Below are 20019 nucleotides of genomic sequence, written 5' to 3'. Positions count from 1 at the left end.
TCAGTAAGTGCGCGATGGCGCTTTCGCGTCGGCGGCGGGGCGATAACGGGAGAGGGTGGTCAGTGCACTCTGGCGCAGTAGGCTGATGTCGATGGCGACCGCGATGAAGCGGCAGCCCCAGGCCTGGTAACGGCGCGCGTCGTCTTCGTTGGGCGCGAGGATGCCGCTGACTTTGCCGGCGGCGAGGGTTGCGTCCACCGCGTGCTTGATGCGCTCCTGGACCTCGGGGTGGCCGGGGTTGCCTGCATGACCGAGGCCGATGGACAGGTCGGCGGGGCCGATAAAGACCGCATCCACACCGTCCACGGCGGCAATCGCTTCGACGTTTTCAACCCCAAGGCGTGATTCCACCTGCACGATCAAGCACAGCGCTTGATGCGCGGTTTGCAGGTAATCCGTCACGCCGTCCCAGCGTGTGGCGCGGGTCAAACCGCCGCCGACGCCACGAATGCCGTGGGGCGGATAACGCATGGCGCGCACCAGGGCCTGAGCCTGTTCGGCGGTTTCGACCATGGGGATCATCAGTGTCTGAGCGCCGACATCGAGCAATTGCTTGATCAGGTTGGCGTCGCCGCTTACCGCACGCACCACGGGTGCGGTGGTGTAGGGCGCCACGGCCTGCAATTGGTTGAGCACGCTGGGCACGGTGTTGGGGGCGTGTTCGCCATCAATGAGCATCCAGTCATAACCGATGCTGGCGACGAGCTCGGCGGCGTAGGCGGTGGCGAAACCGGCCCAGATGCCGTACTGCGTGGCGTCCTGGGCGAGGGCGGCCTTGAAGCCGTTGCGGGGCATATTCATGGCAGTCTTCCTCAGCGGTTGTAGGGGCGGTGCAGTTGGCAGTCCGGGTTCAGGTCAACACCGAAACCGGGCTTGTCGAGCGCCGACAGGCGCATGCGGCCATTCACCGGCACCGGTTCGCCAAGCAGTTGCGGGTGGAACATCGGCACCACTTCGTCGGCCTTGGGCGCCATCATCAGGAACTCGGCGAACGGGCTGTTGTGGCGCGTGGCGACGAAGTGGTAGCTGTAGACCGACGAGCCGTGGGGCACCACCATGGCGTTATGCGCGTCGGCGAGCGCGGATATTTTCACCAGTTCGGTCAGGCCGCCGCACCAGCCGACGTCGGGCTGGATGATGTCGCAGCAGCCCATTTCCAGCAGCATGCGGAAACCCCAGCGGGTGGCTTCGTGTTCACCGGTGGTCACCAACATGCCTTTAGGCACGTTATTACGCAGTGCGGCGTAGCCCCAGTAATCGTCCGGGCTCAGCGCTTCTTCGATCCACTTCAAACCGTATTCATGGGCGCCGATGGCCAGTTTGGTCGCGTAGTTCAGGTCCAGGCTCATCCAGCAGTCGAGCATCAGCCAGAAGTCCGGGCCGACCCGTTCGCGCATGGTGGCTAATGATTCGAGGTTTTTGCGCAGGCCTTCTTCACCTTCGCTAGGGCCGTGGTGCAGGGGCATCTTGCCGCCGATGAAGCCCATCTTCTGCGCGAGGTCCGGGCGTGCGCCGGTGGCGTAGAACTGCAATTCGTCACGCACCGCGCCGCCGAGCAACTGGTGCACCGGTTCCTGGCGGATTTTGCCGAGCAGGTCCCACAGCGCCAGGTCGACCCCGGAAATCGTATTGATCACCAGGCCCTTGCGGCCGTAGTAGAGGGTGGACTGGTACATCTGGTCCCAGATCTTTTCGATGTCGGTAACACGAGCGCCTTCCAGAAAACGCGCCAGGTGTTTCTCGACGATGTAGGCCGCCGGCTCGCCGCCATTGGTCACGGCAAAACCTGCGGTGCCATCGCTGGCTTCAATCTCCACGACCAACGTGCCGAGCACGTTGATGCCAAAGCTGCGGCGGCTCTGGCGGTATTCGGGGTATTTGCTCATGGGCGTCGAAATATGGTCGTCGATCCAATGACCATCGGCCTGGTCGTGGTAATCCGCGCCGCCGCCGCGCAGTACAAAGGCGCGCACGTGTTTGATAGTGAGATGACCCATGGTGTGACTCCTGGAATTAAACAGTGGCCGGCGTGTTCGACGCTTTATGGCCGGGTGAATGGATGCCCAGTACCAGCAATGCAGCCAGTACCGTGGTGGCGGACAGTAGGTAGAGACCTGCCGCCGGGGAGTGCAAAGCGCTCTCGGCCCAGTGTTTGATCACCGGCGCAATAAACCCGCCGAGGGCGCCGAACGAGTTGATCAACGCAATGCCGGCGGCGGCTGCGCTGCCGGCCAGGTAGCTGGAAGGGAAGGTCCAGAACACGGGTTGTACGGCGATGAAACCCGAGGCTGCAAAACAAAGTGCGAGCATGCCCAGCAGGGGGTTGGCAAAGGTCACCGAGCAGGCGATGCCGGCGGCGGCCATCAGCAGCGTGAGGCTGGCGGTGCGGCGGCGGTCGCCGGTGCGATCGGAGTAGGCGGGGATCCACCAGGCGGCAAACAGCGCGCAGATCCAGGGAATGGCGGACACCAGCCCGACCATCAGCCCGACCTTGGTGCCCAGCAGCCCGCCGACCTGGGTCGGCAGGTAAAACACCACGCCGTAGACGCTGGCCTGGATCAGCAGATACACCAGGCACAAGTACAGCACCGACGGTTGGCACAGCACGTTCAGCAGGCTGCGGCCGTGGGAGGTTTTGTGTTGGTCTTCCTGATCCAGCAGGGCCTGGATGTGCTCGCGCTCGTCTAAGGTCAGCCACTTGGCATCGGCGGGGCGATTGTCCAGGTACCAATAGGCCCAGACACCCACAGCGGTGGCCATCAAGCCTTCCACCGCGAACAGCCATTGCCAGCCGTGAATACCGCCGAAGCCGTCCAGCTCCAACAACAAACCCGACAACGGGCTGCCGAAGATAAACGCCAGCGGCGCGCCGAAGTAGAAGAACCCCATGGCTTTGCCGCGCACGGCCTGGGGGAACCAGTAAGTGAGGTAGAGGATCACGCCGGGGAAAAAGCCTGCCTCGGCCACGCCCAGCAGGAAGCGCAGAATGTAGAAGCTGGTTTCGTTGTGCGCGAACACCATTGCCGCCGACACCAGGCCCCAGCTGACCATGATCCGGCACATCCACAGGCGGGCGCCGACGCGGTGCAGGATCAGGTTGCTCGGCACTTCCAGTAACGCGTAGCCGACAAAAAACACCCCGGCACCGAAGGCGAATGCGGCATCACTCAAGCCGGTATCGGCCTGGAAGGCTTGCTTGGCGAACCCGACATTGGCGCGGTCGAGAAAGGCCATGATGTACATCAATAACAGGAAGGGCAGCAGTCGCCAGGAAATCTTGGCGAGCAGGGGCGCAGGCAGGGTTTTCATAGATTTGTCCGCTGTTTTGTTCTTATGAAACGGACTGTACGGCGGGCGAGCAATGCGCTACAAATCGAATCTCGCTTACAACCGATAACCTAAGGGTATCGATAATAAGGACAAAAATGCGTAGCCCGACCATTTCTCCCAGCCTGTTCAACCGCCTGCGTTACAAGCATTTGCATATGCTGGTGGCGCTGAGCTCCAGCCAGAACCTGCACCGCGCGTCCCAGGCTCTGAACATGTCGCAACCCGCGGCCACGCGTATGTTGCGCGAGATCGAGGACATGTTCGGCTGCGATCTGTTCGAGCGTTTGCCGCGTGGCATGCGCCCCACAGCCCTGGGCCAGGAGCTGATCCGCTTCGCTGAATCAGCCCTGAGCGGCCTGGACCGTTGCGCCGAAGATTTGATGGCGCGCCAACAGGGCGGCTATGGCTACCTGTCGATCGGCACCATCATGGGGGCCGCGCCGGACTTGGTGATGGATTCGATTGCGCAGATCAAATCACTTAACCCGCAACTGCGTATTCGCATCATGGGCGACACCAGCGATCAGGTTATCCAACTGCTGGAACAAGGCCGCATCGACCTGGGCATTACGCGGCGCAACGCTGCCACAGATAACCAGCACTACAGCTTCGAGCCCTTGGGCAACGAACGACTGTTGGTGGTGGTGCACGCTGGCCACCCCTTGGCCCGGCGCGATCAACTGGAGCTGGCCGAGTTGGTGCGCGACTGGCCGTGGATCCTGCAACCGCAAACCAGCCCGGCGCGTATTGGCTTTGATCAGGCCCTGCAAGACCTGGCGTTATCGAGCCCGGCGGACATCATCGAATGCAGCTCGGTGTATTCGATGCAGCAACTCATCCAACTGACCGATGCGGTGATGGTGCTATCGGAAAGCGCCTTGCGCGACTATTTGAAAATGGGCCTGGTCGTGGCCCTGCCGGTGGCTCTGGATGTGCGCCTGGCACCGTTTGGCATGCTGGTGCGCAAAGGTGAACCGGTGAGCCGTGAACTGGGGCTATTTATCGATTTGCTGCGGCAGAAGGCAGCGATGCTCTAAACGCAATGTTGAAAAGACCATGGTGTGTCGGCACGTTATTAAATAGAATGAATCTCATTTAAGACTCACTCGCGCCGCGCAGGTCGCTTGCCATGAATGATGCTGTTGTCCCGACCCACGCCGCCGACCACACGCTGTCGAGTTTGTACCGCGACCACCGCAGTTGGCTGGAAAACTGGCTGCGCCGACGCCTGGGCAACGCCTGGGATGCTGCGGACCTGAGCCAGGATACTTTCCTGCGCGTGCTGGCCAGCGCCCAGCCGATTGCGCAATTGCAGGAGCCTCGGGCATATCTGGTAACGGTCGGCAAGCGCTTGCTGGTCAACTTTCATCAGCGGCGCAGCCTTGAGCAGGCTTACTTGAATGCCCTGGCCAACCTGCCGGACACCTGTGTGCCGTCGCCGGAGCAACGCTGGCTGGTGCTGGAAACCCTGCAAGCGCTGGATGAATTGCTCGACGGTTTACCGGTGCTGGTGCGCCGTGCGTTTTTGTGGAGCCAGCTCGAAGGCCTGGGGTATCGCGAGATCGCCGAACGGCTCGAGGTGTCCGAGCGCACGGTGAAGCGCTACATGGCGCACGCCTACGAACACTGCTTGCTGGTCGACCTGTGAGCCGCGATGTTGCACGCGCTGCCGCCCAGTGGCTGGCGTTGCTGGAGTCCGGCGCCGCCACCGAGCGCGATCACGCTGCCTTGCAGCAGTGGCGCGACAGCCATCCCCAGCACGAGCAGACCTGGCAGAAAGCCCAATCCCTGCGTCAGCGTTTCAGCGACTTGCCGCAAGCCTTGGCGATGGCCAGCCTCGACCGCCCGCAAGCGACGCGGCGGGCAATTCTCAAGCGCGCCCTGGGTGTCGCGGCGTTAGTGCCGAGCGCCTGGCTGATCAGCCGCCAGTTGCCCATCGAAGCATGGCGGGCCGACGTGCACACGGCCACCGGCGAGCGCAGGCGCCTGCCGTTGGCCGATGGCAGCAGCCTGCAACTCAACACGGCCACGGCGGTGGATGTCGACCTTGCACAACGGCGCATTACGCTGGTGGAGGGTGAGCTGGCGCTGACTGTTCCAGGGTCGGCGCCGCTGACCGTGCATACCCGCCATGGCGAGGTACTCGTCAGCCAGGCCGAGGTGTGTGTGCGCCAACTGGCTTCCGGTTGCCGGGTGTCGGTGCTCAAGGGCGCGGTGCAGGTGCGCGATGTGAGCGGGCGACGCGCGACCTTGAGCAGCGGCCAGCAAGCGCCATTGACGCCGCAAGGGCTCGGCGCCTGTGTGCCCTTCGATGTGTTGCAGCTGGGTTGGCGTGACGGCGTATTGACCGCACAGGACCAGGCGCTGGGGGATTTTCTGCGTGAATTGGAGCGTTACCGCTCAGGTGTATTGCGCTGGGACCCGAGCCTGGAAACGCTGCGCGTCACCGGCAGCTTTCGCCTGGATGACACTGACCGCATCCTTGCCTTGCTATCCCAGACCCTGGGGTTTGAAGTACGGGCGCGGACGCGGTATTGGGTGACGTTGAGCCGCACGTTGGCTTAACCCATTTTGTTGTGGCGAGCGGTCTTCCTGTGGCCAGCGGGCTTGTTGTGGCGAGCGGGCTTGCCACATCAAGCGGGCTCGCCACAATAACGCCGCTCTGCAGCCCAAATCCTAGATCACATGCGCCCGCTGCAGCTCGGTCAACGCCAGCGCTTTGAGCCGCGCCAGCAACGGGTCGCGCCGGTCCCGTGGGTGCGGCAAATCCACCGCGAGTTCCTGGCGGATGCTGCTCGGGCGGTTGTCCATCACCAGCACCCGATCACTCAGGTACAGCGCCTCGTCCACATCATGGGTCACCAGCAATAACGCAATGGCATGGTGCTCAGCCAGTTGCAGCAGCAAGTCCTGCAGTTTCATGCGGGTGAAGGCATCCACCGCGCTGAACGGCTCGTCGAGCAGCAACACCTGCGGGCGCGAATACAGGCCACGGGCGATTGCCACCCGTTGCGCCATGCCGCCGGACAATGCCTTGGGCAGCGCCTGGGCGAACCCCTTGAGGCCGACTTCCTCGATCAATTGCGCGACCCAGGCTTTGTCATAGCGGTCGTCATCCGTGAAGCCGATGTTCTGCTCCACGGTCAGCCAAGGCATCAGCCGTGGCTCCTGGAACACGAACGCCACTTCACCTTCGGGGCTGCGCAGTTCGCCTTGAAAGTCCTTTTCCAGGCCGGCGACGATGCGCAGCAAGGTACTTTTGCCACAGCCGCTGGGGCCCAGCAGGCTCACCGCTTCGCGCGGCTGCAAGGCCAGGTGCACATGGCTCAGCACGGTGGTGCTGGCGAAGTTTTTACGCTCGACGCGAATGTCCAGTAATGGCTGCATGCTCATTGCTCCGCCCCTTGGCCATTGAACGTGTCGCGCCAGGCCAGGCAGCGTTTTTCCAGGGCTGCAAGCAAGCCATCACTGACTTTGCCAAGCAGTGCCAACACGATGATGGCCGCCAACACGATGTCCGGCCGCGAGGTTTCGCGCCCGTCGCTGAGCAAGTAGCCCAAGCCCTTGGTGGCCGCGATCAACTCGGCCGCCACCAGAAACATCCACGCCAAGCTCAGACCACTGCGCAAACCGGTAAACAGGCCGGGCAGGGCGGCGGGCAACAGGATGCGTCGTACCAGCCGACGCCGACTGAAACCGTACATTTGCCCGACCTCTACCAGTTTGCGGTCGATATCGCGAATCGCCGCGACGCCATTGAGGTACACCGGGAAGAACGCACCAATCGCAATCAGCACGATCTTGGAGGTTTCATCAATGCCCAGCCACAGCAGCAACAGCGGCACCCAGGCCAGGCTCGGGATCGAGCGCAGCCCGGCAAACGTCGGTTCAAGATAAGCCTCGGCTTCGCGGCTGAGCCCCACCCAGGCGGCAAACACCAAGGCCAGGCTGGCGCCGATGGCGAAGCCGGCCAGCACGCGCAACAGGCTCGCGCTGATGTGTTTCCACAACGCGCCTTCAGCCAGGTCGGTGAGCGTCACGGCGATTTCGCTGGGCGCCGGCATCTGGTAAGACGGCAGCCAGCCGATACGCACCACCCCCTCCAGCACCAGCAGGATCAGCACTGGCAACACCAGGCCTTTAAGCCGCCGTGGCCAGGCGCTGCGGTGAGTCATCACCGGCACCGGCAGCGGCACTGCTTGGGTTTTGCTGGTCATCACGCGCCCCTTACTGCTTAGGCAGCGCCTGGCCGAACGAGGTGTCGATCAGTTGGTCGATGACCTGATCCACATTCACGCCACGGCGAACCAATTCCTCGGACACCAGAATCGGCGCAGCGGCCTTGGACGAGACCACATCCTTACCCGTCAACAACGGGCTGCTGAGGTCGGTGCGCGACAGTTGCAGCTTGGCCACTTCCAGCGGCAGGCCGGATTCGTCGGCGAGCAGTTTGGCGAATTCATCCGGGTGCTTTACCGCCCAGTCGCGGGCTTTTTCATAGGCACCGAGCACCTTGGTGATGGTCTGCGGATGCTCCTTGGCGTACTTCTCGGTGACGCTGACCACGCCATAGCTGTTGAAGTCTTTATTGCGGTACAGCAGGCGCGAACCGGCCTGGATTTCACTGGCGGCCATGTGCGGGTCGAGGCCGGCCCACGCGTCCACGTCACCTTTCTCCAAGGCGACGCGGCCGTCCGGGTGTTGCAGGTGCACCAGTTCAACATCGTCTTTTTTCAGCCCGGCTTGTTGCAGGCTGCGCAGGGTGAACAGGTACGGGTCGGTGCCTTTGGTGGCGGCGATTTTCTTGCCTTTCAGGTCCGTCACGTTCTTGAATGGTGAGTCTTTGCGCACCACCAATGCGGTCCACTCGGCGCGGCTGTAGACGTACACCGATTTGATCGGGCTGCCATTGGCGCGACTCAACACGGCCGAGAGGCTGGCGGAGGAGGCGAAATCCACGCCGCCGCTGTTGAGGTATTCCAGCGAGCGGTTGCTGCCCTGGCTGAGCACCCAGCCGACTTTGGTCTGCGGCAGCGCTTGTTCCAGCCAGCCGAAATGCTTGAGCACCAGGCTGACCGGTGAGTAGTAGGCGTAATCCAGATTGACTTGCGCGGGGTCGGTTTCGGCAGCCTGGGCCAGCGGTTGCAGGCACAAGGCGAGGGCGCAGGCACCCAGTAAGCGTTGGGTAAAGGGTTTCATGGAACAGCTCCGGACAAGGCGTTGAGAGAAGGCTTTTCTTATATTCAGAAAATTGAATCGGCATGTTCCATCATGCTTTGTAGGAATATGCAGTCTCTGTGCCATCTAGTACGGAGGCGTATTTGCGGGGCTTTAGGCCAATGACGCTGTGACGTGGACGAGCAGTTTGTTGATCAGCTGTTGCCAGGCAAACAGTGCTTATATATCTATATCGAATAAATAAAGAGTTATATATTCCTTTTAATGTCCTTTCAGATGGCGCACTTTGAGGGCCTGCGCATTCGTGCGGATTGACCCAACAGCCAAAAGGATAGCCGACATGACCATTAAAGCCATCAACGTGCGCAACCAGTTCAAGGGCGTGATCAAGGAGATTCTGCTGGGCGAAGTGGTGTCCGAAATTGACGTGCAAACCGCGTCCGGCATCGTCACGTCGGTGATCACCACGCGTTCGGTGCGCGACCTGGAATTGAAAGTGGGCAGCGAAGTGATTGCCTTTGTGAAGTCGACCGAAGTCTCGATTGCCAAGCTCTAAACCCTATCCAGATGTGGGAGGGAGCACGCTCCCTCCCATCGTTGTCAGTTGATGCGCGGCCCACCACCACCCGGTTGATGCGGTTGCGGTTTGTCCGGCGGGGCATCGCTCGGCAGGTTTGGCGGTGGTGCGTCGGGGTCTTTGTAGTCCTTGTGCAAATCACCATCCAGGCGGTTGCTCGACGAGCCGCCTTTGCCGGGCGTCTGCTCGAAGTGTTCCCACTCCGACTGCTGGAAGCGAAACAGGCTGTCATCGGTTGGCGTGTCGCGGCCGTGGTAATGGTGGATTTCGTAGTGGGCGTATTCGACTTTTTCCGCCCAGTCGCCTTGCAATAACCCATCACCGGCCAGGTCGCGATACCAATCGTTTTCAGCGTTGGTAGCCTTCTGTTTTTTGTTGTGGTCGACAAAGAAACCGATAATCCCGCCCACCACCGCCAACACCGCCCCCACCAGAAACAGAGGCCCGGTCAAGGCTGCCGCCGTGCCCGCACCAAACAGTGCGGCCGCGCCCAACACCCCGGCCGAGGCGCCGAAAGCGCCACCCGCCACTTGCAGGCCGCCGGCGGCTTGCGCCAACGGGTCCTTGCTCTGCACGCCACTTTTGATCGCCAGCGCACCCAAGACGATATCGGCAAAGCCGCCGGCGATATCGGTGGCCGGGCCGAGCACCTTGATCACTGAGCCGGCAATCTTCGCCGATTTGGACGCGCCCAACTTGGCCGCGCCTGCGGCGGCCAGGCCGTCGTCCAGGTGGGTCGCCAGGCCTTCGGTGGCTTCGGTAACGGCTTTATCGCCCTCGCCGAACATCTTCGAAATGCCGTCGTATTGGCTGTCCGGCACGGCGTCGAGTGCGGTGCTGATCTTGGTTTTAACATCGGCAGGCAATTCGCTGACGCGAAACTCGAAGTTCGGCTCCTGCAGGCCGGTCTTGCCCCAGATCTCCGGCAAGGTCTTGTCCAGGCCTAGGAAATCCACCAGGCCGCCTTTGCCCAGCGTCTCACCGATCTTGTCGCCCAGGCGCACAAAGTGGCTGGAGCCACCGGCAAAGCTCAAGAAATCCTTGGCGATCGACATGCGCTGCGCCGGCGTTTCACCGAGCTTGCCGCCTTTGCCGACCAACTGGTAAATCGCCGAGAACATGGTCACGCCGGCGCCGAGGGAACCGAGGATGCCCTTGCTGTTCAGCGTGTGGAACACCTCGCCGAGCATGCCGCGGTCGGCCACCGGGATATAAGGTTTGCTCAGCGCCGTTTTCAGGTCGGCTTCGCTGATGGAGCCGTTGTTCTTGTACACCTCGCCCAACTCTTCCAGGGCCTTGGTGACGGCGGCGGATTTTTCCTTGCCTTCCAGGCCTTCGTTGAGGAATTTCTCCAGGGTTTCCTGGGAACGTCGCGGCAGGTCGAGCAAGGTGCCCTTCAGCACGCCTTTGAGCAGGCCGAACAGGTCTTTGGTGGCCAGCTCTTTGTTCTCGTCGGAGATCTTGCTCGGGTCCGACAGAATCGTATTGAGGTCGGTGGTCAAGCCATCGGCCTGGATGTTTTGTGCCGCCTTGCTGGCCGCTTCGGGGTCGAACAGCGACAGCGAAGTGAGCGTGTCGCTGAGGTCTTTTTGCGCTTCGGAGGTCTTGCCCTGGTCTTGCAGGTCTTTGAGGTACAGCACGTAATCCGGGTTGGACGTCAGGTCGAGCAGCTTTTGCTTGATCTCGTCCTTGTTCGGCAGTTTGTTGATCGCATCGTCCATCTTCGACTTGTAGTCGGCCTGTACCGTCGGGTCGTTGAACAGCTCGCCGATCTGCTTTTGCACAGCTTTGCCGTCGATGATGTCGTGCATGTCGGCCGAGGTCAGCTCGGTCTGCTTGCTGTCGGATTCGCGCCAAGTGGTGTTGAACGGGCGGCGAGCCTCCTCATAGCCGGTGATGCCGTGCCCGTTCTGGTAGGCGGCTTGTGCTTCCAGCGCGCGCACCAGCTTGGCCCGTGGGTCGTCCTTGGCAATCGAGCCGTCCTTGACGCCGGCGCGGTAGGTGTCGATCAACTGGGTGGTGGCCAGTTCGCTGACGCTGAGGGTCGGCGATTTGTCGTCCTTTTCATCGGCGTGCACGCCGGTGTCCATGTTCAGTACATCGAGGTCGCCGGCCTTGGGCAGGTTGTGCTTGGCACGGGTGTCGTCGACCGCGCCGGCACTGAAGGCATCCCACTTGGCCTTGACGTCATCGTAGAGCTGCGGGCTGAGCTCCTTGGAGACGATGACCTTGCCTTCGCTGGTTTCATAGCGGATCAGGCCGTCACCGAGTTCGTCCGGTGAGCCGAAGGTGATGTCGGTGTTTTTCAGAAAGTCATTCGGCCCGGCGAGCTTGTAGCCTTCGCTTTCGCTGGTGTGGATCTTGTCCCAGGTGTCGTGTGCGGTGGCAACGCTCTTGAACAACTCGGGGCTGACGTCGGATGACACCACCACCTTGGTGCCATCGTGCAGTTCGTAGGTGAGGATGCTGTCTTTCTGGTCGTTGTTCCAACTGAAGGTCTTGTAGTCGTTCAGGCCCGGCACCGGCGTATTGGCGTCGGCCAGCGCTGCACCGTTGTTCAACTCGCCTTCGACCACGGCCTTCTTGCCCGGGTCGGTATAGACCGCGTGCAGGCCCGCCAGGTAGTCGAACAGCTTGGGGTTGTCATCACGCGCCACGACCATCTTCTGGCCTTTGCTTTCAAAGCGAATCAGGCCCGGGCCGACTTCATCTTCAGGGCCGACCGTGGTGCCGGCGTAGGGCGGCCACACTTCGTTGTCGCCGGCACGCTTGTAGCCGGCGTCTTCGCTGCTGGAGAGGCCGCTGAAACTTGCATAGTCGTCCTTGGCTTTCTGGAAGGCTTCGGGGTTGTCGCGCTGGCTGATGACGACCTTGGTGCCGTCCTGGGTTTCATAGCGGATCACCCCAGGGCCGGTCTCATCCGGCGGGCCGAGGGATTTGTAGTCGGCGAGTTTTTCCGGGGCCTTGCCATCGGCGCCGAGGCTTTGGTAACCGGCGTTCTGGCTGGCAACCACGCCCGTCAGCGATTTGAAGTCGGCGCTGACTTGCTTGAACAGATCCGGGCTGTCCTGTTCGCTGACAATGACTTTTTTGCCGTCCTGGGTCTCGTAGCGGATCAACCCCGGGCCGACTTCATCGGGCGGGCCAATGGCCTTGTAGTCGGACAGGGCCGGTGGTGGCGTGGCGTCCTTGGCGGCGAGTTCGTAGCCGTCTTTCTTGCTGGTATCGAGCCCCGAGGGTGGCTTGTCCTGGGCTTCGACTTTTTTGTTGGCGCTGTTCTTGAGCAGCACGTGAAAAGCGGCGCTCGATTTGGACGGCGTGCTGGGAAGGGCTTTAGGGTCGGACGCGCGATCGAGAGGCTGGGTGGCCATGCCATGGAACTCCTGCTGTTGCCGGTGGGACGGATAGGCAAAAACAGTAACAGCCGAGGCTGGGCCCACGTTGCGAAACGTTGTGAAATAGGGCGAGTCACGGCCGGGGATTGATTAAGAATAAGTCGTTACTTAATCGAGGTTTTACCGCCCGTATTAACATTAAATGTCCGAACTAAAACACCTTGTAAAACCCTCACGAAGCGTTGGCGGATAAGTCTGATCGTTTTGCTGTTTTTCTACTTGTACGTTTGCGAGGTGGGACTCGATTCGCCAGGGAGGTCAAACTAGTAAGTTCATATTTCGGAAATAATCATGAACCTGTCTTCTCCGATAACAACCCTGTTTTTTCCTCCCGCTGTAACTGCTCGCGACACTTTATCAGCGTCTTCGGTGCAACCCGATACTTCTGGACATCATCGCACCCGCCGGGATACCTCGACTGCAACGGCATCTCGCCAGGTTATTCCGGATGAGGAAGTGCCTGCGGTTTTTCAAGCAAAAGTCATACAGGCCAAGTACGGCGCCGCCGCTGACCTTTACTTGAAGGGCTATAAGTCACCCACGTCTGTGGAATTGCCCGACTATTCTGCATCAATGAAACAATTGCCGCTGATGAGGCTCGCGCTGGATAACCAGCTCGATCCGGACCAACTGGGGGCCTTGCAGTACTGGAGTGAACATCGCGTCATGCGTGCGGCGGGCAACAACGTAGCGGCCTACAATTCGATCATGACCAAGGTAGGCGTGACCACGACAGGCAATCCCCAAAGTTACTACTTGGCGATTGTTAACCAATTAGCCGGTGGCGAATGCGCAGGGTTCTCACATTTGCATTCGTTGGCGGTGGCAGAGGGTAAAGAACACATCTTCCTGGGGAACATCTTCCAGGCGACTGTGGATCCGGACACACCCGAGTCCCAAGCGTTTTTCCAAACGCTTGCCAAGGTTCAAGGCAAGCTGAAAAACCGTGGGATTGCGCATGATCCTGCCACGGTTAAAGTGGCGCCCTTTACCAGCATCGCTCCACTGCTTAAAGATTCACCCACCACCAAAACACTACTGATCAGCAGCGAAGGCCATCGTTTGACGGCGGGCGTGATCGTGGGGCCGGGGAATACCCGAACGTATTACTATACCGATCCGAATATCGGTCCTACCAAGTTTGCGTCCGCCGAACTTTTTGAAGAGGGGCTGCAAAAAGTCTTCACCGACAGAAGGCTGCAGCATTTGACTCAGCCGTTGAAAGGCTACTCTGACGGCCCTAAGTACTTGGTCAGCGTGTTTAACCGCAACCACATACCAGAAGTGTCCGGCGACACCAATAACATCAAGTTTATGTACGACGCGCCCTTGTACGGGCTCGATAAGGTCAAGGTAATCAATGCCTCACGGCTGCCGACCTCGGAAGATTTACGCCAGCAGGCTCCGGCCCCCGATAGTGCTGCCTTGAAACAGTATAATCAGGTGTTGCAAGGGCTCGACGACGTGCAGGCGGGTAAAGGCATGGCTCAGTATCACCAGACATTGGCCGTGTTGGACTCAGTCAAGTACTTTATGGCTGACCATCCAAACTCCATGCTTATGTCAGTTATGAAGACACTTGCGCAAAAGTTGGTCAATGTGATCAATGAGGCTGCGGCGCCCGTCGACTTTCCGTTTATCTTTGAGCGGATGGAGGCAGACCGTGCCAAGTTGGCAGAGCAGGCAATCGGTTCACCTACGCAATTCAGGACCGAGAATATTCAGGGCAAGTCTGTTGATATAAAAAACAATAGCAGCACCCACCCCAGCCGGACTAAGGCGGTGACCGATGCAGTCGACGCAGCACTGAAGAAACTCTTACAGCGTGATCCGGCTGCCGCAGAGGCGGTGGGCGAGAAGATCAGAGTGGTCATTGCCAACCCCGGCGATCAAGCGGAAACACAGTTGCGCTTGGGCGAACCGCCGGTTCTGGTCATCGGTGACGATTTCTTTGCCGCTCCCACCATGGCCGACAGCACCGTTGCCGATCGTATTGGCCGTGAGGCCCAAGCGGATGGCGGCGACCCGTCCACGCAAAAACAAGCGGCGCTAATCGCCGGCAAGCTGGGAATGGTGAGTTATTACAAAAACCACTCCAAAGCGTTCCTGGAGATGCTCAACAACGCGGAACCGTTTCGTGGCGTCGGCAGCCACCTCAGCCCGCGCGCCTCCAGAAGTTCAGCGGACTTCATGGCGCAAGCGTTTACCGCCCGTCTCTACGATGGTGCACTGAACAACCAGATCGAAACGTCAATCCGCACGATTCTTCCGTTACCCGACGTTGCCCAGGTGCCCGTGACCGTCACACCACCGGCCGCCAGTGGGGTGACCCTCGATCCGGATCAAGTGAAGCGCCTGAAATTACTTGATGATACCCAGCCTGCCTTGCGAATCGGTGAGGTGGAAGTCAGCCGTGTCGAGCTTTACAAAATGGGTGCCACGCTCAATGGCAAGCCCATTGAAAGCGCGCTGGCCAATGACCCGCAGGGGCGCACGCTCGCCAATACCCTGCAGATCGACTACGTGCACTTTGCGGCCTATCGCAGAACTGCGTCGGATGATGTGACTGGGCGTATAACCGATGTTGTTGAGGCGTTGGCCGCTAATCGCAGCTCTGCAGTGGCGCCCTTGATCAGCCGTGCCGATGGCGGCCTGGTGCCCGAGGCGTTACAAAAACCTATCCGTGAAATAACTCAACACGCTGATGAGCTGCGCGCGTTGGAGAGCAGCGGCAAGCCGCTGCCTGAGGATTTCTTCGCTTCAGAAGCACCTGGCAAGGTCGGCGCGACGACCGCCGCAGGCCTGGGGATGCGAGCCTTCTCGACTTATCATCAACTGCGCAGTGGCATCCAGAACCTGGAGAGTGGAGACACCACGGCAGGGGTTATTAATTTGGGGTCCGTCGTGGCGGATTTCGCCGGTGAGGGCGCGGAATATGCCATGAACCGTGCGGCGCAAAAGATCCTCAGCAGTCAAGCACCCTCCATTGCCGGCTTCAAGACCAGCAGCCTCGGCAAAATGATCGGCAAGGCCGGTGGTGGAGTCGGCTCGCTGTTGAGCGTGCCTTTTGATATCTACACCGCCATCGATTCATTCACCAAAGCCACAAAAACCACGGGCAAAGAGGCTCAGGATCACTATGTGAACGGTACGATGGCCGTTGCGGGTGCGGTCACTTCGATTGCCTTGAGCGCCTCGTTTATGACCCGCGGCGGGGCTTCATCCCGAGTGGGCATGGCGGTGGCGGCGACGTTAATGTCGGCGCAAGCGATCTACACGGCGGTGCGTGGCGTAGAGGACATTGATGGCGTGACGCCGCTGACCGGCCCGCAGAAATTCAGCAGTGGCCTGAAGTTCTTCCTGGGGATTGAACCAGGCTTCGATGTCATGAAACCCTACCTGGAAGCCAACTATTCAAAGGCGAATGACGAAAATAACCGGACCCCCTTCGAGAATTTTCTGAAAGGGCCAGGCAAAGCGTTTTTTGAGCGGGTGGTGATCGGCTCTACCGACGTAGAGGTCAAGCGGGTACCGGGAAGCGTTGCGCTGACACCGTCACTTTGGTATTCGCCCATCACGTGGCTGCTGAACCTTATTCCGGCGCCGGGCCTGGTGCCGCAGGTGAGCGCAAAAGGTGGCAAGGATCATATTTCCAGCGACCTCACGTCATGGAACCAAAAGCCGGTCAACACGGTAGAAGGCGAGCAAGGGCAAAACAAAGCCACCTACTGGGACTTGGGCGATGGCAATGACTGGGTGGAGGGCATTAAGCAAAAACCCAACTATTTCGTGATGGGCGGCGGCAAAAAAGGGATCAAGGGCGGCGATGCGGACGATAAGTTCGTCTTCAACGCCGATGCACTTCAGACACGGGAGCAAGCCAGGGAGGTGGAACAAGCGCCAAACCAGGACAGCAATGCCCACGCGAGCGTACTCGATGGCGGGCGGGGTCGTAATGCGTTGATCTTTTCGGGGCCTTTAACCACCACATTCAAAGAGAATGGCCAGGACACAACCACCAAATACCTGGGGCATCACATCAACTTGCAAACCAATACAGTCTCAATCAGAACCCAAACCCGGTTGAAAGACCGAGACTATAAAGTCGATACGGACGGCTTGAAAAAAATCGCCCATATCCAGGCATTCTCTGATGTGACGACGGTGGCGCAGGGGCAAAGCGTTATCCAGGGGGATGATCAGAGCAATCTGTTCACACTCAATGGCAAAGTCGACAGGGTTTTCACCGGCAAAGGCGCGAACTTTGTCGTGATCAATGGTGGCGCTGTAGTCGTTGGTGAGGGCGGGGCCAATACCTACCTGCTTAACAAGGCCAATCAGGCCAATAGCACCGTGGACATTGATGACCCCGCCGACAGCATCATCAGGCTCGACTATAGCGCCGCACAAGTCTCGGACTGGACCCTGTTACCCTCGGGGAATCTGATCGTGACATTGACGGGTGATACCCCTGATCAATCACGGATTCTGGTGATCAACAACGCGCTTTCCAAAGACTCGCCAGACGATAAAGCGCGGCCGACATTCATCACCAATGACGGCGTGATGATGACGATCAGTGCACCGCGACAGACCGGTTCATCCAACCGCGTTGTGCAGGTCCATAGCATGAAGGTTGAGGTGACGCCTAAAGCCTGAAGCCTAAAGCATAAGCCGTGACGAAGGCTGATGGGCACCGCCAAGGCGCCCGTCAGTGTCAACGGTTTTGCAGGCTGCGTTCCATGCGTTGCAAACCCTCTTCCAGCATCGCCCGTGGGCAACCAAAGTTCAGGCGTACACACTGCTGGCTGTCATCACCGAATTCGATTCCCGCGCTCAAACCGACCTTGGCCTGTTCCAGGAAGAACTGCTGTGGGTCATCCAGGCCCAGCGCGCTGCAATCCAGCCACGCCAGGAAGGTGCCCTGCGGGGCATGCATCACTACGCCGGGCAAACGGGTTTTTACCGCGTTGAGCAGGTAGTCACGGTTGGCTTGCAGGTACTGCACCAACGCGTCGAGCCATTCGCTGCACTGGCTGTAGGCGGCGCGGGTGGCTTCCAGGCCCAGCGGGCTGACGCTGTCGACCATGCCGCAGCGCGCATTATTGAAGCGCTCGCGCACGTCGGCGTTCTGCACCACGGCAAAGCACGTCTTCAAACCGGCGACGTTGTAGGCCTTGCTCGCCGACATCAAGGTGATGGTGCGCTGGGCGATCTCCGGGCTGAGGCTGGCAGTGGGGATGTGGCGGCGGCCGTCAAAGCACAGCTCGGCGTGGATTTCGTCGCTGATGATCAACGTGCCGTTTGCAAGGCAAGCGTTGGCGACGGCGAGCAGCTCTTCGCGTGGGAAGACCTTGCCGATGGGGTTATGCGGGTTGCTCAGCAGCAGCGCGCCGGCGCCGGCGAGCGCCTGGTGCATGGCAGGCATTGGCGTGAGGTATTCGCCGTGGCTCAACTCGAACGGCACTTCGATGCGCGGCAGGTTCCAGTGGCCCGGCGCCAGGCGAATCGGCCGATAGTTGGGGGTTTGCAGCACCACCGGCTGGCCCGGCTGCACGAAGGCGTGCAAGGCCATGTTGAAGCCAGGCTCGACGCCGGGCAGAAACAGCAACTCGTCGGGCTGCACGCGCCAGGCATATTTGGCCCACAGGTCGGCGACGATGGCGTCGCGCACATCGGGTCCGGCGACGCTGTAGCCGAGGATCTGCTGGTCGAGGCGCGCGTGCAAGGCTTGCAGTATGGCGGGTGGCGCGGCGATATCCATGTCGGCGATCCACATCGGCAAGACGTCTTGCGGGTAACGGTTCCACTTGGTGCTGCCGGTGCCGAGGCGGGGGTGGATCGTGTCGAAATCAAAGCTCATGGGGGGCTCGTATCAGGGAGGCGGGCGCAATAATGGCGCTGATTCTAGCGCCATTATTTTTATAGGCCAGCGCTGATTGCCGCGGCTAACTGCCGGTGCGCCTGCTCCACGGATCGAGCGACCGCTTCTTCACCCCGCACCATGGCACCGAGGTAGACGAAATCCACCGTGCGGATGCCGACCGTTGCGAGGATGGCGGTCACATACGGCGTGAGAAAGTCCGGTTCATGGCCCTTGCGCGCATTGCCTGAACTGACCAGCACAAAGGTGCGCCGGTCATTGAGCAGGCCGACCTTTTCGAACTGCGGGTTGACCGTAAAGCTGCGTTGAATGCGCACCACATGGTCGATCCAGCCCTTGAGCGCCGCCGGCACGCTGAAATTGTGCACCGGCGTGCACAGGATCAGCAGATCGCAGGTTTCCAGCTCAACGATCAACTGTTCCGACACGGCCGTCGCGCTGCCGCTCAACCCACCTGGGGTGGTCAGGGCATTCGCGTATTCGCGGGTCAACGGCGGCAGCGCCTGGCTGCCGTAGTCGCGTTCGGTGATAGCGGCGTTGGGCACCAGATCGCTGAGCAAGGCGCGCGCCAGTTTGAAGGTCTGCGCGGCCTTGCCGTGGGGGCTGAAACTGAGCAACAGCGCGCGGGTCATTGGCTCACGTCCTGGGAAAAGTGCATGCCCAGGGGCAGCAAGCCTTGGCGGAAATAGAAGCGTTGGGCCAGGGCCATGTGCATGCCGGTGTCCAGTACCAGGAAGCGGTAGCCCCGTGCGCGGGTTTCCTCACGCACCCGGTCGAGCAACTGTTCGCCCAGGCGCCGACGCTGCAGCGCGGCATCCACCACCAAGTCATCGACGTAGATAAACCGCCCGTACAGGGTGTTTTCCGTGAGCCGGTAACCTGCCAGGCCGATCACTTTGCCATGTTCGCGCGCGGCCAACAGACGGTAGCCGTTCTGCTGTTGGCGCTGGATTTGCGCGGCGAACGCTGGCGCGTCAGTCAGGTGCGGGCGCAATTGCCGCATCACCGCGAAGCATTCGAGGTACTCGGCCTCGGTTTCCATCTGTACGAATTCGACGTGATCATTCATCGTTGAGGTTTTCCAGGTGGGCCTTGATCGCGGCCGGCACTTTGCGAAAGCTGATGGCGACGCGGTTCAAGGCGTTCATCAACGCAATGGCCAGGGTCAGGTCGGCGATTTCCTTGTCGCTGAACAGCGCCGCTGCCTCGGCGTAGTCGGCGTCCGGCACCTGGGTGTGTGCGACCTGCGTGACCACCTCGGCCCACGCCAGGGCTGCGCTTTCACGCGGCGTGAACAGCGGCAACGACTCGCGCCAGGCGGCCAGCAGCATGATTTTTTCCAGGCTTACGCCTTTCTTGAGCAGGTCGCGGGAGTGGGAGTCCAGGCAATAGGCGCAGCCGTTGAGTTGCGAAACGCGCAAATACACCAGGTCGATTAACTCTTTCTCCAGGCCGCAGCCGTGGATGTAGCTGTGCACCGAGCCCAGGGCTTTGTAGCCGACGGGAGCGGCCTGGGCGTAATCAAGACGGTGGTTCATGGGCGTTCCTTGTGGGGTAAGGGATGCGCCATTTTCGGTGGCGGGATGGCCGGTCAACAGGGGCATGATTGGACAAGTGGGTTGGGACATGATCAGACTTGGCTGTGTGTTTCTGCC

The 20019-nt window shown here is 60.4% G+C and carries 16 protein-coding genes; 5 read left to right on the top strand and 11 right to left on the bottom strand.

Features of this window, described 5'->3' with window-relative positions; all coding sequences use genetic code 11:
- From PspR76_RS16630 to PspR76_RS16620, 3 genes are read right to left on the bottom strand one after another with little or no spacing between them, the layout of a single operon-like run.
- Positions 1 to 801 carry an HpcH/HpaI aldolase family protein gene (locus tag PspR76_RS16630; protein ID WP_159956945.1) on the bottom strand — a complete coding sequence of 267 codons (801 nt, stop codon included), beginning with the start codon at positions 799 to 801 and terminating at the stop codon, positions 1 to 3.
- Positions 802 to 812: 11 nt separating this feature from the next.
- On the bottom strand, positions 813 to 1997 hold the full coding sequence (rhmD, locus tag PspR76_RS16625; protein WP_159956943.1) for an L-rhamnonate dehydratase: 1185 nt from the start codon (positions 1995 to 1997) through the stop codon (positions 813 to 815).
- Positions 1998 to 2013: 16 nt separating this feature from the next.
- On the bottom strand, positions 2014 to 3309 hold the full coding sequence (locus PspR76_RS16620) for an MFS transporter (RefSeq protein WP_159956941.1): 1296 nt from the start codon (positions 3307 to 3309) through the stop codon (positions 2014 to 2016).
- Between the two features lie 116 nt (positions 3310 to 3425).
- On the opposite strand from PspR76_RS16620, the gene PspR76_RS16615 reads away from it, so the two are divergent.
- The 3 genes from PspR76_RS16615 to PspR76_RS16605 all read left to right on the top strand — a co-directional run bounded on the left by PspR76_RS16615 (position 3426) and on the right by PspR76_RS16605 (position 5895).
- Entirely contained in the window at positions 3426 to 4367 is a 942-nt protein-coding gene (locus PspR76_RS16615) for a LysR family transcriptional regulator (protein ID WP_159956939.1), read from the top strand.
- A gap of 92 nt (positions 4368 to 4459) precedes the next feature.
- On the top strand, positions 4460 to 4978 hold the full coding sequence (locus PspR76_RS16610) for a sigma-70 family RNA polymerase sigma factor (protein WP_159956937.1): 519 nt from the start codon (positions 4460 to 4462) through the stop codon (positions 4976 to 4978).
- Entirely contained in the window at positions 4975 to 5895 is a 921-nt protein-coding gene (locus PspR76_RS16605) for a FecR domain-containing protein (RefSeq protein WP_159956935.1), read from the top strand. Before PspR76_RS16610 ends, PspR76_RS16605 begins: the two co-directional genes overlap by 4 nt.
- 111 nt (positions 5896 to 6006) lie before the next feature.
- Here PspR76_RS16605 and PspR76_RS16600 read toward each other — a convergent pair whose 3' ends face one another.
- Genes PspR76_RS16600 through PspR76_RS16590 form a run of 3 tightly spaced genes read right to left on the bottom strand, consistent with a single transcriptional unit; the run spans position 6007 to position 8529 of the window.
- Positions 6007 to 6723, bottom strand: a complete 717-nt coding sequence (locus PspR76_RS16600; protein ID WP_159956933.1) for an ABC transporter ATP-binding protein — start codon at positions 6721 to 6723, stop codon at positions 6007 to 6009.
- A complete protein-coding gene (locus PspR76_RS16595) occupies positions 6720 to 7547 on the bottom strand; it encodes an ABC transporter permease (RefSeq protein ID WP_159956931.1) in 828 nt (275 codons plus the stop codon). Before PspR76_RS16595 ends, PspR76_RS16600 begins: the two co-directional genes overlap by 4 nt.
- A gap of 10 nt (positions 7548 to 7557) precedes the next feature.
- Positions 7558 to 8529: an aliphatic sulfonate ABC transporter substrate-binding protein gene (locus tag PspR76_RS16590; RefSeq protein ID WP_159956929.1), complete on the bottom strand. Its 972-nt coding sequence runs from the start codon at positions 8527 to 8529 to the stop codon at positions 7558 to 7560.
- Between the two features lie 319 nt (positions 8530 to 8848).
- Here PspR76_RS16590 and PspR76_RS16585 point away from each other — a divergent pair, with 319 nt between their 5' ends.
- Positions 8849 to 9064: a TOBE domain-containing protein gene (locus PspR76_RS16585; RefSeq protein ID WP_003173733.1), complete on the top strand. Its 216-nt coding sequence runs from the start codon at positions 8849 to 8851 to the stop codon at positions 9062 to 9064.
- A 44-nt stretch (positions 9065 to 9108) separates the two neighbouring features.
- Here the strand turns inward: PspR76_RS16585 and PspR76_RS16580 are convergent, their stop codons facing one another.
- A complete protein-coding gene (locus PspR76_RS16580) occupies positions 9109 to 12456 on the bottom strand; it encodes a hypothetical protein (RefSeq protein WP_159956927.1) in 3348 nt (1115 codons plus the stop codon).
- 315 nt (positions 12457 to 12771) lie between these two features.
- On the opposite strand from PspR76_RS16580, the gene PspR76_RS16575 reads away from it, so the two are divergent.
- Entirely contained in the window at positions 12772 to 17139 is a 4368-nt protein-coding gene (locus PspR76_RS16575) for a hypothetical protein (RefSeq protein WP_237235671.1), read from the top strand.
- A 58-nt stretch (positions 17140 to 17197) separates the two neighbouring features.
- Here PspR76_RS16575 and PspR76_RS16570 read toward each other — a convergent pair whose 3' ends face one another.
- From PspR76_RS16570 to PspR76_RS16555, 4 genes are read right to left on the bottom strand one after another with little or no spacing between them, the layout of a single operon-like run.
- Positions 17198 to 18343: a MalY/PatB family protein gene (locus PspR76_RS16570; RefSeq protein ID WP_159956925.1), complete on the bottom strand. Its 1146-nt coding sequence runs from the start codon at positions 18341 to 18343 to the stop codon at positions 17198 to 17200.
- Positions 18344 to 18402: 59 nt separating this feature from the next.
- On the bottom strand, positions 18403 to 18996 hold the full coding sequence (locus tag PspR76_RS16565; RefSeq protein WP_159956923.1) for an FMN-dependent NADH-azoreductase: 594 nt from the start codon (positions 18994 to 18996) through the stop codon (positions 18403 to 18405).
- Positions 18993 to 19433 (bottom strand): GNAT family N-acetyltransferase, encoded by a 441-nt coding sequence (locus tag PspR76_RS16560; protein ID WP_159956921.1) that lies wholly within the window; start codon positions 19431 to 19433, stop codon positions 18993 to 18995. Before PspR76_RS16560 ends, PspR76_RS16565 begins: the two co-directional genes overlap by 4 nt.
- Entirely contained in the window at positions 19426 to 19902 is a 477-nt protein-coding gene (locus PspR76_RS16555) for a carboxymuconolactone decarboxylase family protein (protein ID WP_159956919.1), read from the bottom strand. The genes PspR76_RS16560 and PspR76_RS16555 overlap by 8 nt, the downstream gene beginning before the upstream one ends.
- Positions 19903 to 20019: the final 117 nt, after the last annotated feature.

Origin of the sequence: Pseudomonas sp. R76 (assembly GCF_009834565.1) — a bacterium.
Classification (GTDB): Bacteria; Pseudomonadota; Gammaproteobacteria; order Pseudomonadales; family Pseudomonadaceae; genus Aquipseudomonas.
Note: the sequence above shows the minus strand (reverse complement) of the source record. Positions and strands in the feature narration are given on the sequence as shown.

Bases quoted from the DNA above. Each gene is read 5' to 3' on its own strand.
- PspR76_RS16620 (WP_159956941.1), bottom strand. From the start codon at position 3,309: ATGAAAACCCTGCCTGCGCCCCTGCTCGCCAAGATTTCCTGGCGACTG.
- PspR76_RS16600 (WP_159956933.1), bottom strand. From the start codon at position 6,723: ATGAGCATGCAGCCATTACTGGACATTCGCGTCGAGCGTAAAAACTTC.
- PspR76_RS16585 (WP_003173733.1), top strand. From the start codon at position 8,849: ATGACCATTAAAGCCATCAACGTGCGCAACCAGTTCAAGGGCGTGATC.
- PspR76_RS16555 (WP_159956919.1), bottom strand. From the start codon at position 19,902: ATGAACCACCGTCTTGATTACGCCCAGGCCGCTCCCGTCGGCTACAAA.
- PspR76_RS16595 (WP_159956931.1), bottom strand. From the start codon at position 7,547: ATGACCAGCAAAACCCAAGCAGTGCCGCTGCCGGTGCCGGTGATGACT.
- PspR76_RS16590 (WP_159956929.1), bottom strand. From the start codon at position 8,529: ATGAAACCCTTTACCCAACGCTTACTGGGTGCCTGCGCCCTCGCCTTG.
- PspR76_RS16580 (WP_159956927.1), bottom strand. From the start codon at position 12,456: ATGGCCACCCAGCCTCTCGATCGCGCGTCCGACCCTAAAGCCCTTCCC.
- rhmD (WP_159956943.1), bottom strand. From the start codon at position 1,997: ATGGGTCATCTCACTATCAAACACGTGCGCGCCTTTGTACTGCGCGGC.
- PspR76_RS16630 (WP_159956945.1), bottom strand. From the start codon at position 801: ATGAATATGCCCCGCAACGGCTTCAAGGCCGCCCTCGCCCAGGACGCC.
- PspR76_RS16565 (WP_159956923.1), bottom strand. From the start codon at position 18,996: ATGACCCGCGCGCTGTTGCTCAGTTTCAGCCCCCACGGCAAGGCCGCG.
- PspR76_RS16560 (WP_159956921.1), bottom strand. From the start codon at position 19,433: ATGAATGATCACGTCGAATTCGTACAGATGGAAACCGAGGCCGAGTAC.
- PspR76_RS16615 (WP_159956939.1), top strand. From the start codon at position 3,426: ATGCGTAGCCCGACCATTTCTCCCAGCCTGTTCAACCGCCTGCGTTAC.
- PspR76_RS16575 (WP_237235671.1), top strand. From the start codon at position 12,772: ATGAACCTGTCTTCTCCGATAACAACCCTGTTTTTTCCTCCCGCTGTA.
- PspR76_RS16610 (WP_159956937.1), top strand. From the start codon at position 4,460: ATGAATGATGCTGTTGTCCCGACCCACGCCGCCGACCACACGCTGTCG.
- PspR76_RS16570 (WP_159956925.1), bottom strand. From the start codon at position 18,343: ATGAGCTTTGATTTCGACACGATCCACCCCCGCCTCGGCACCGGCAGC.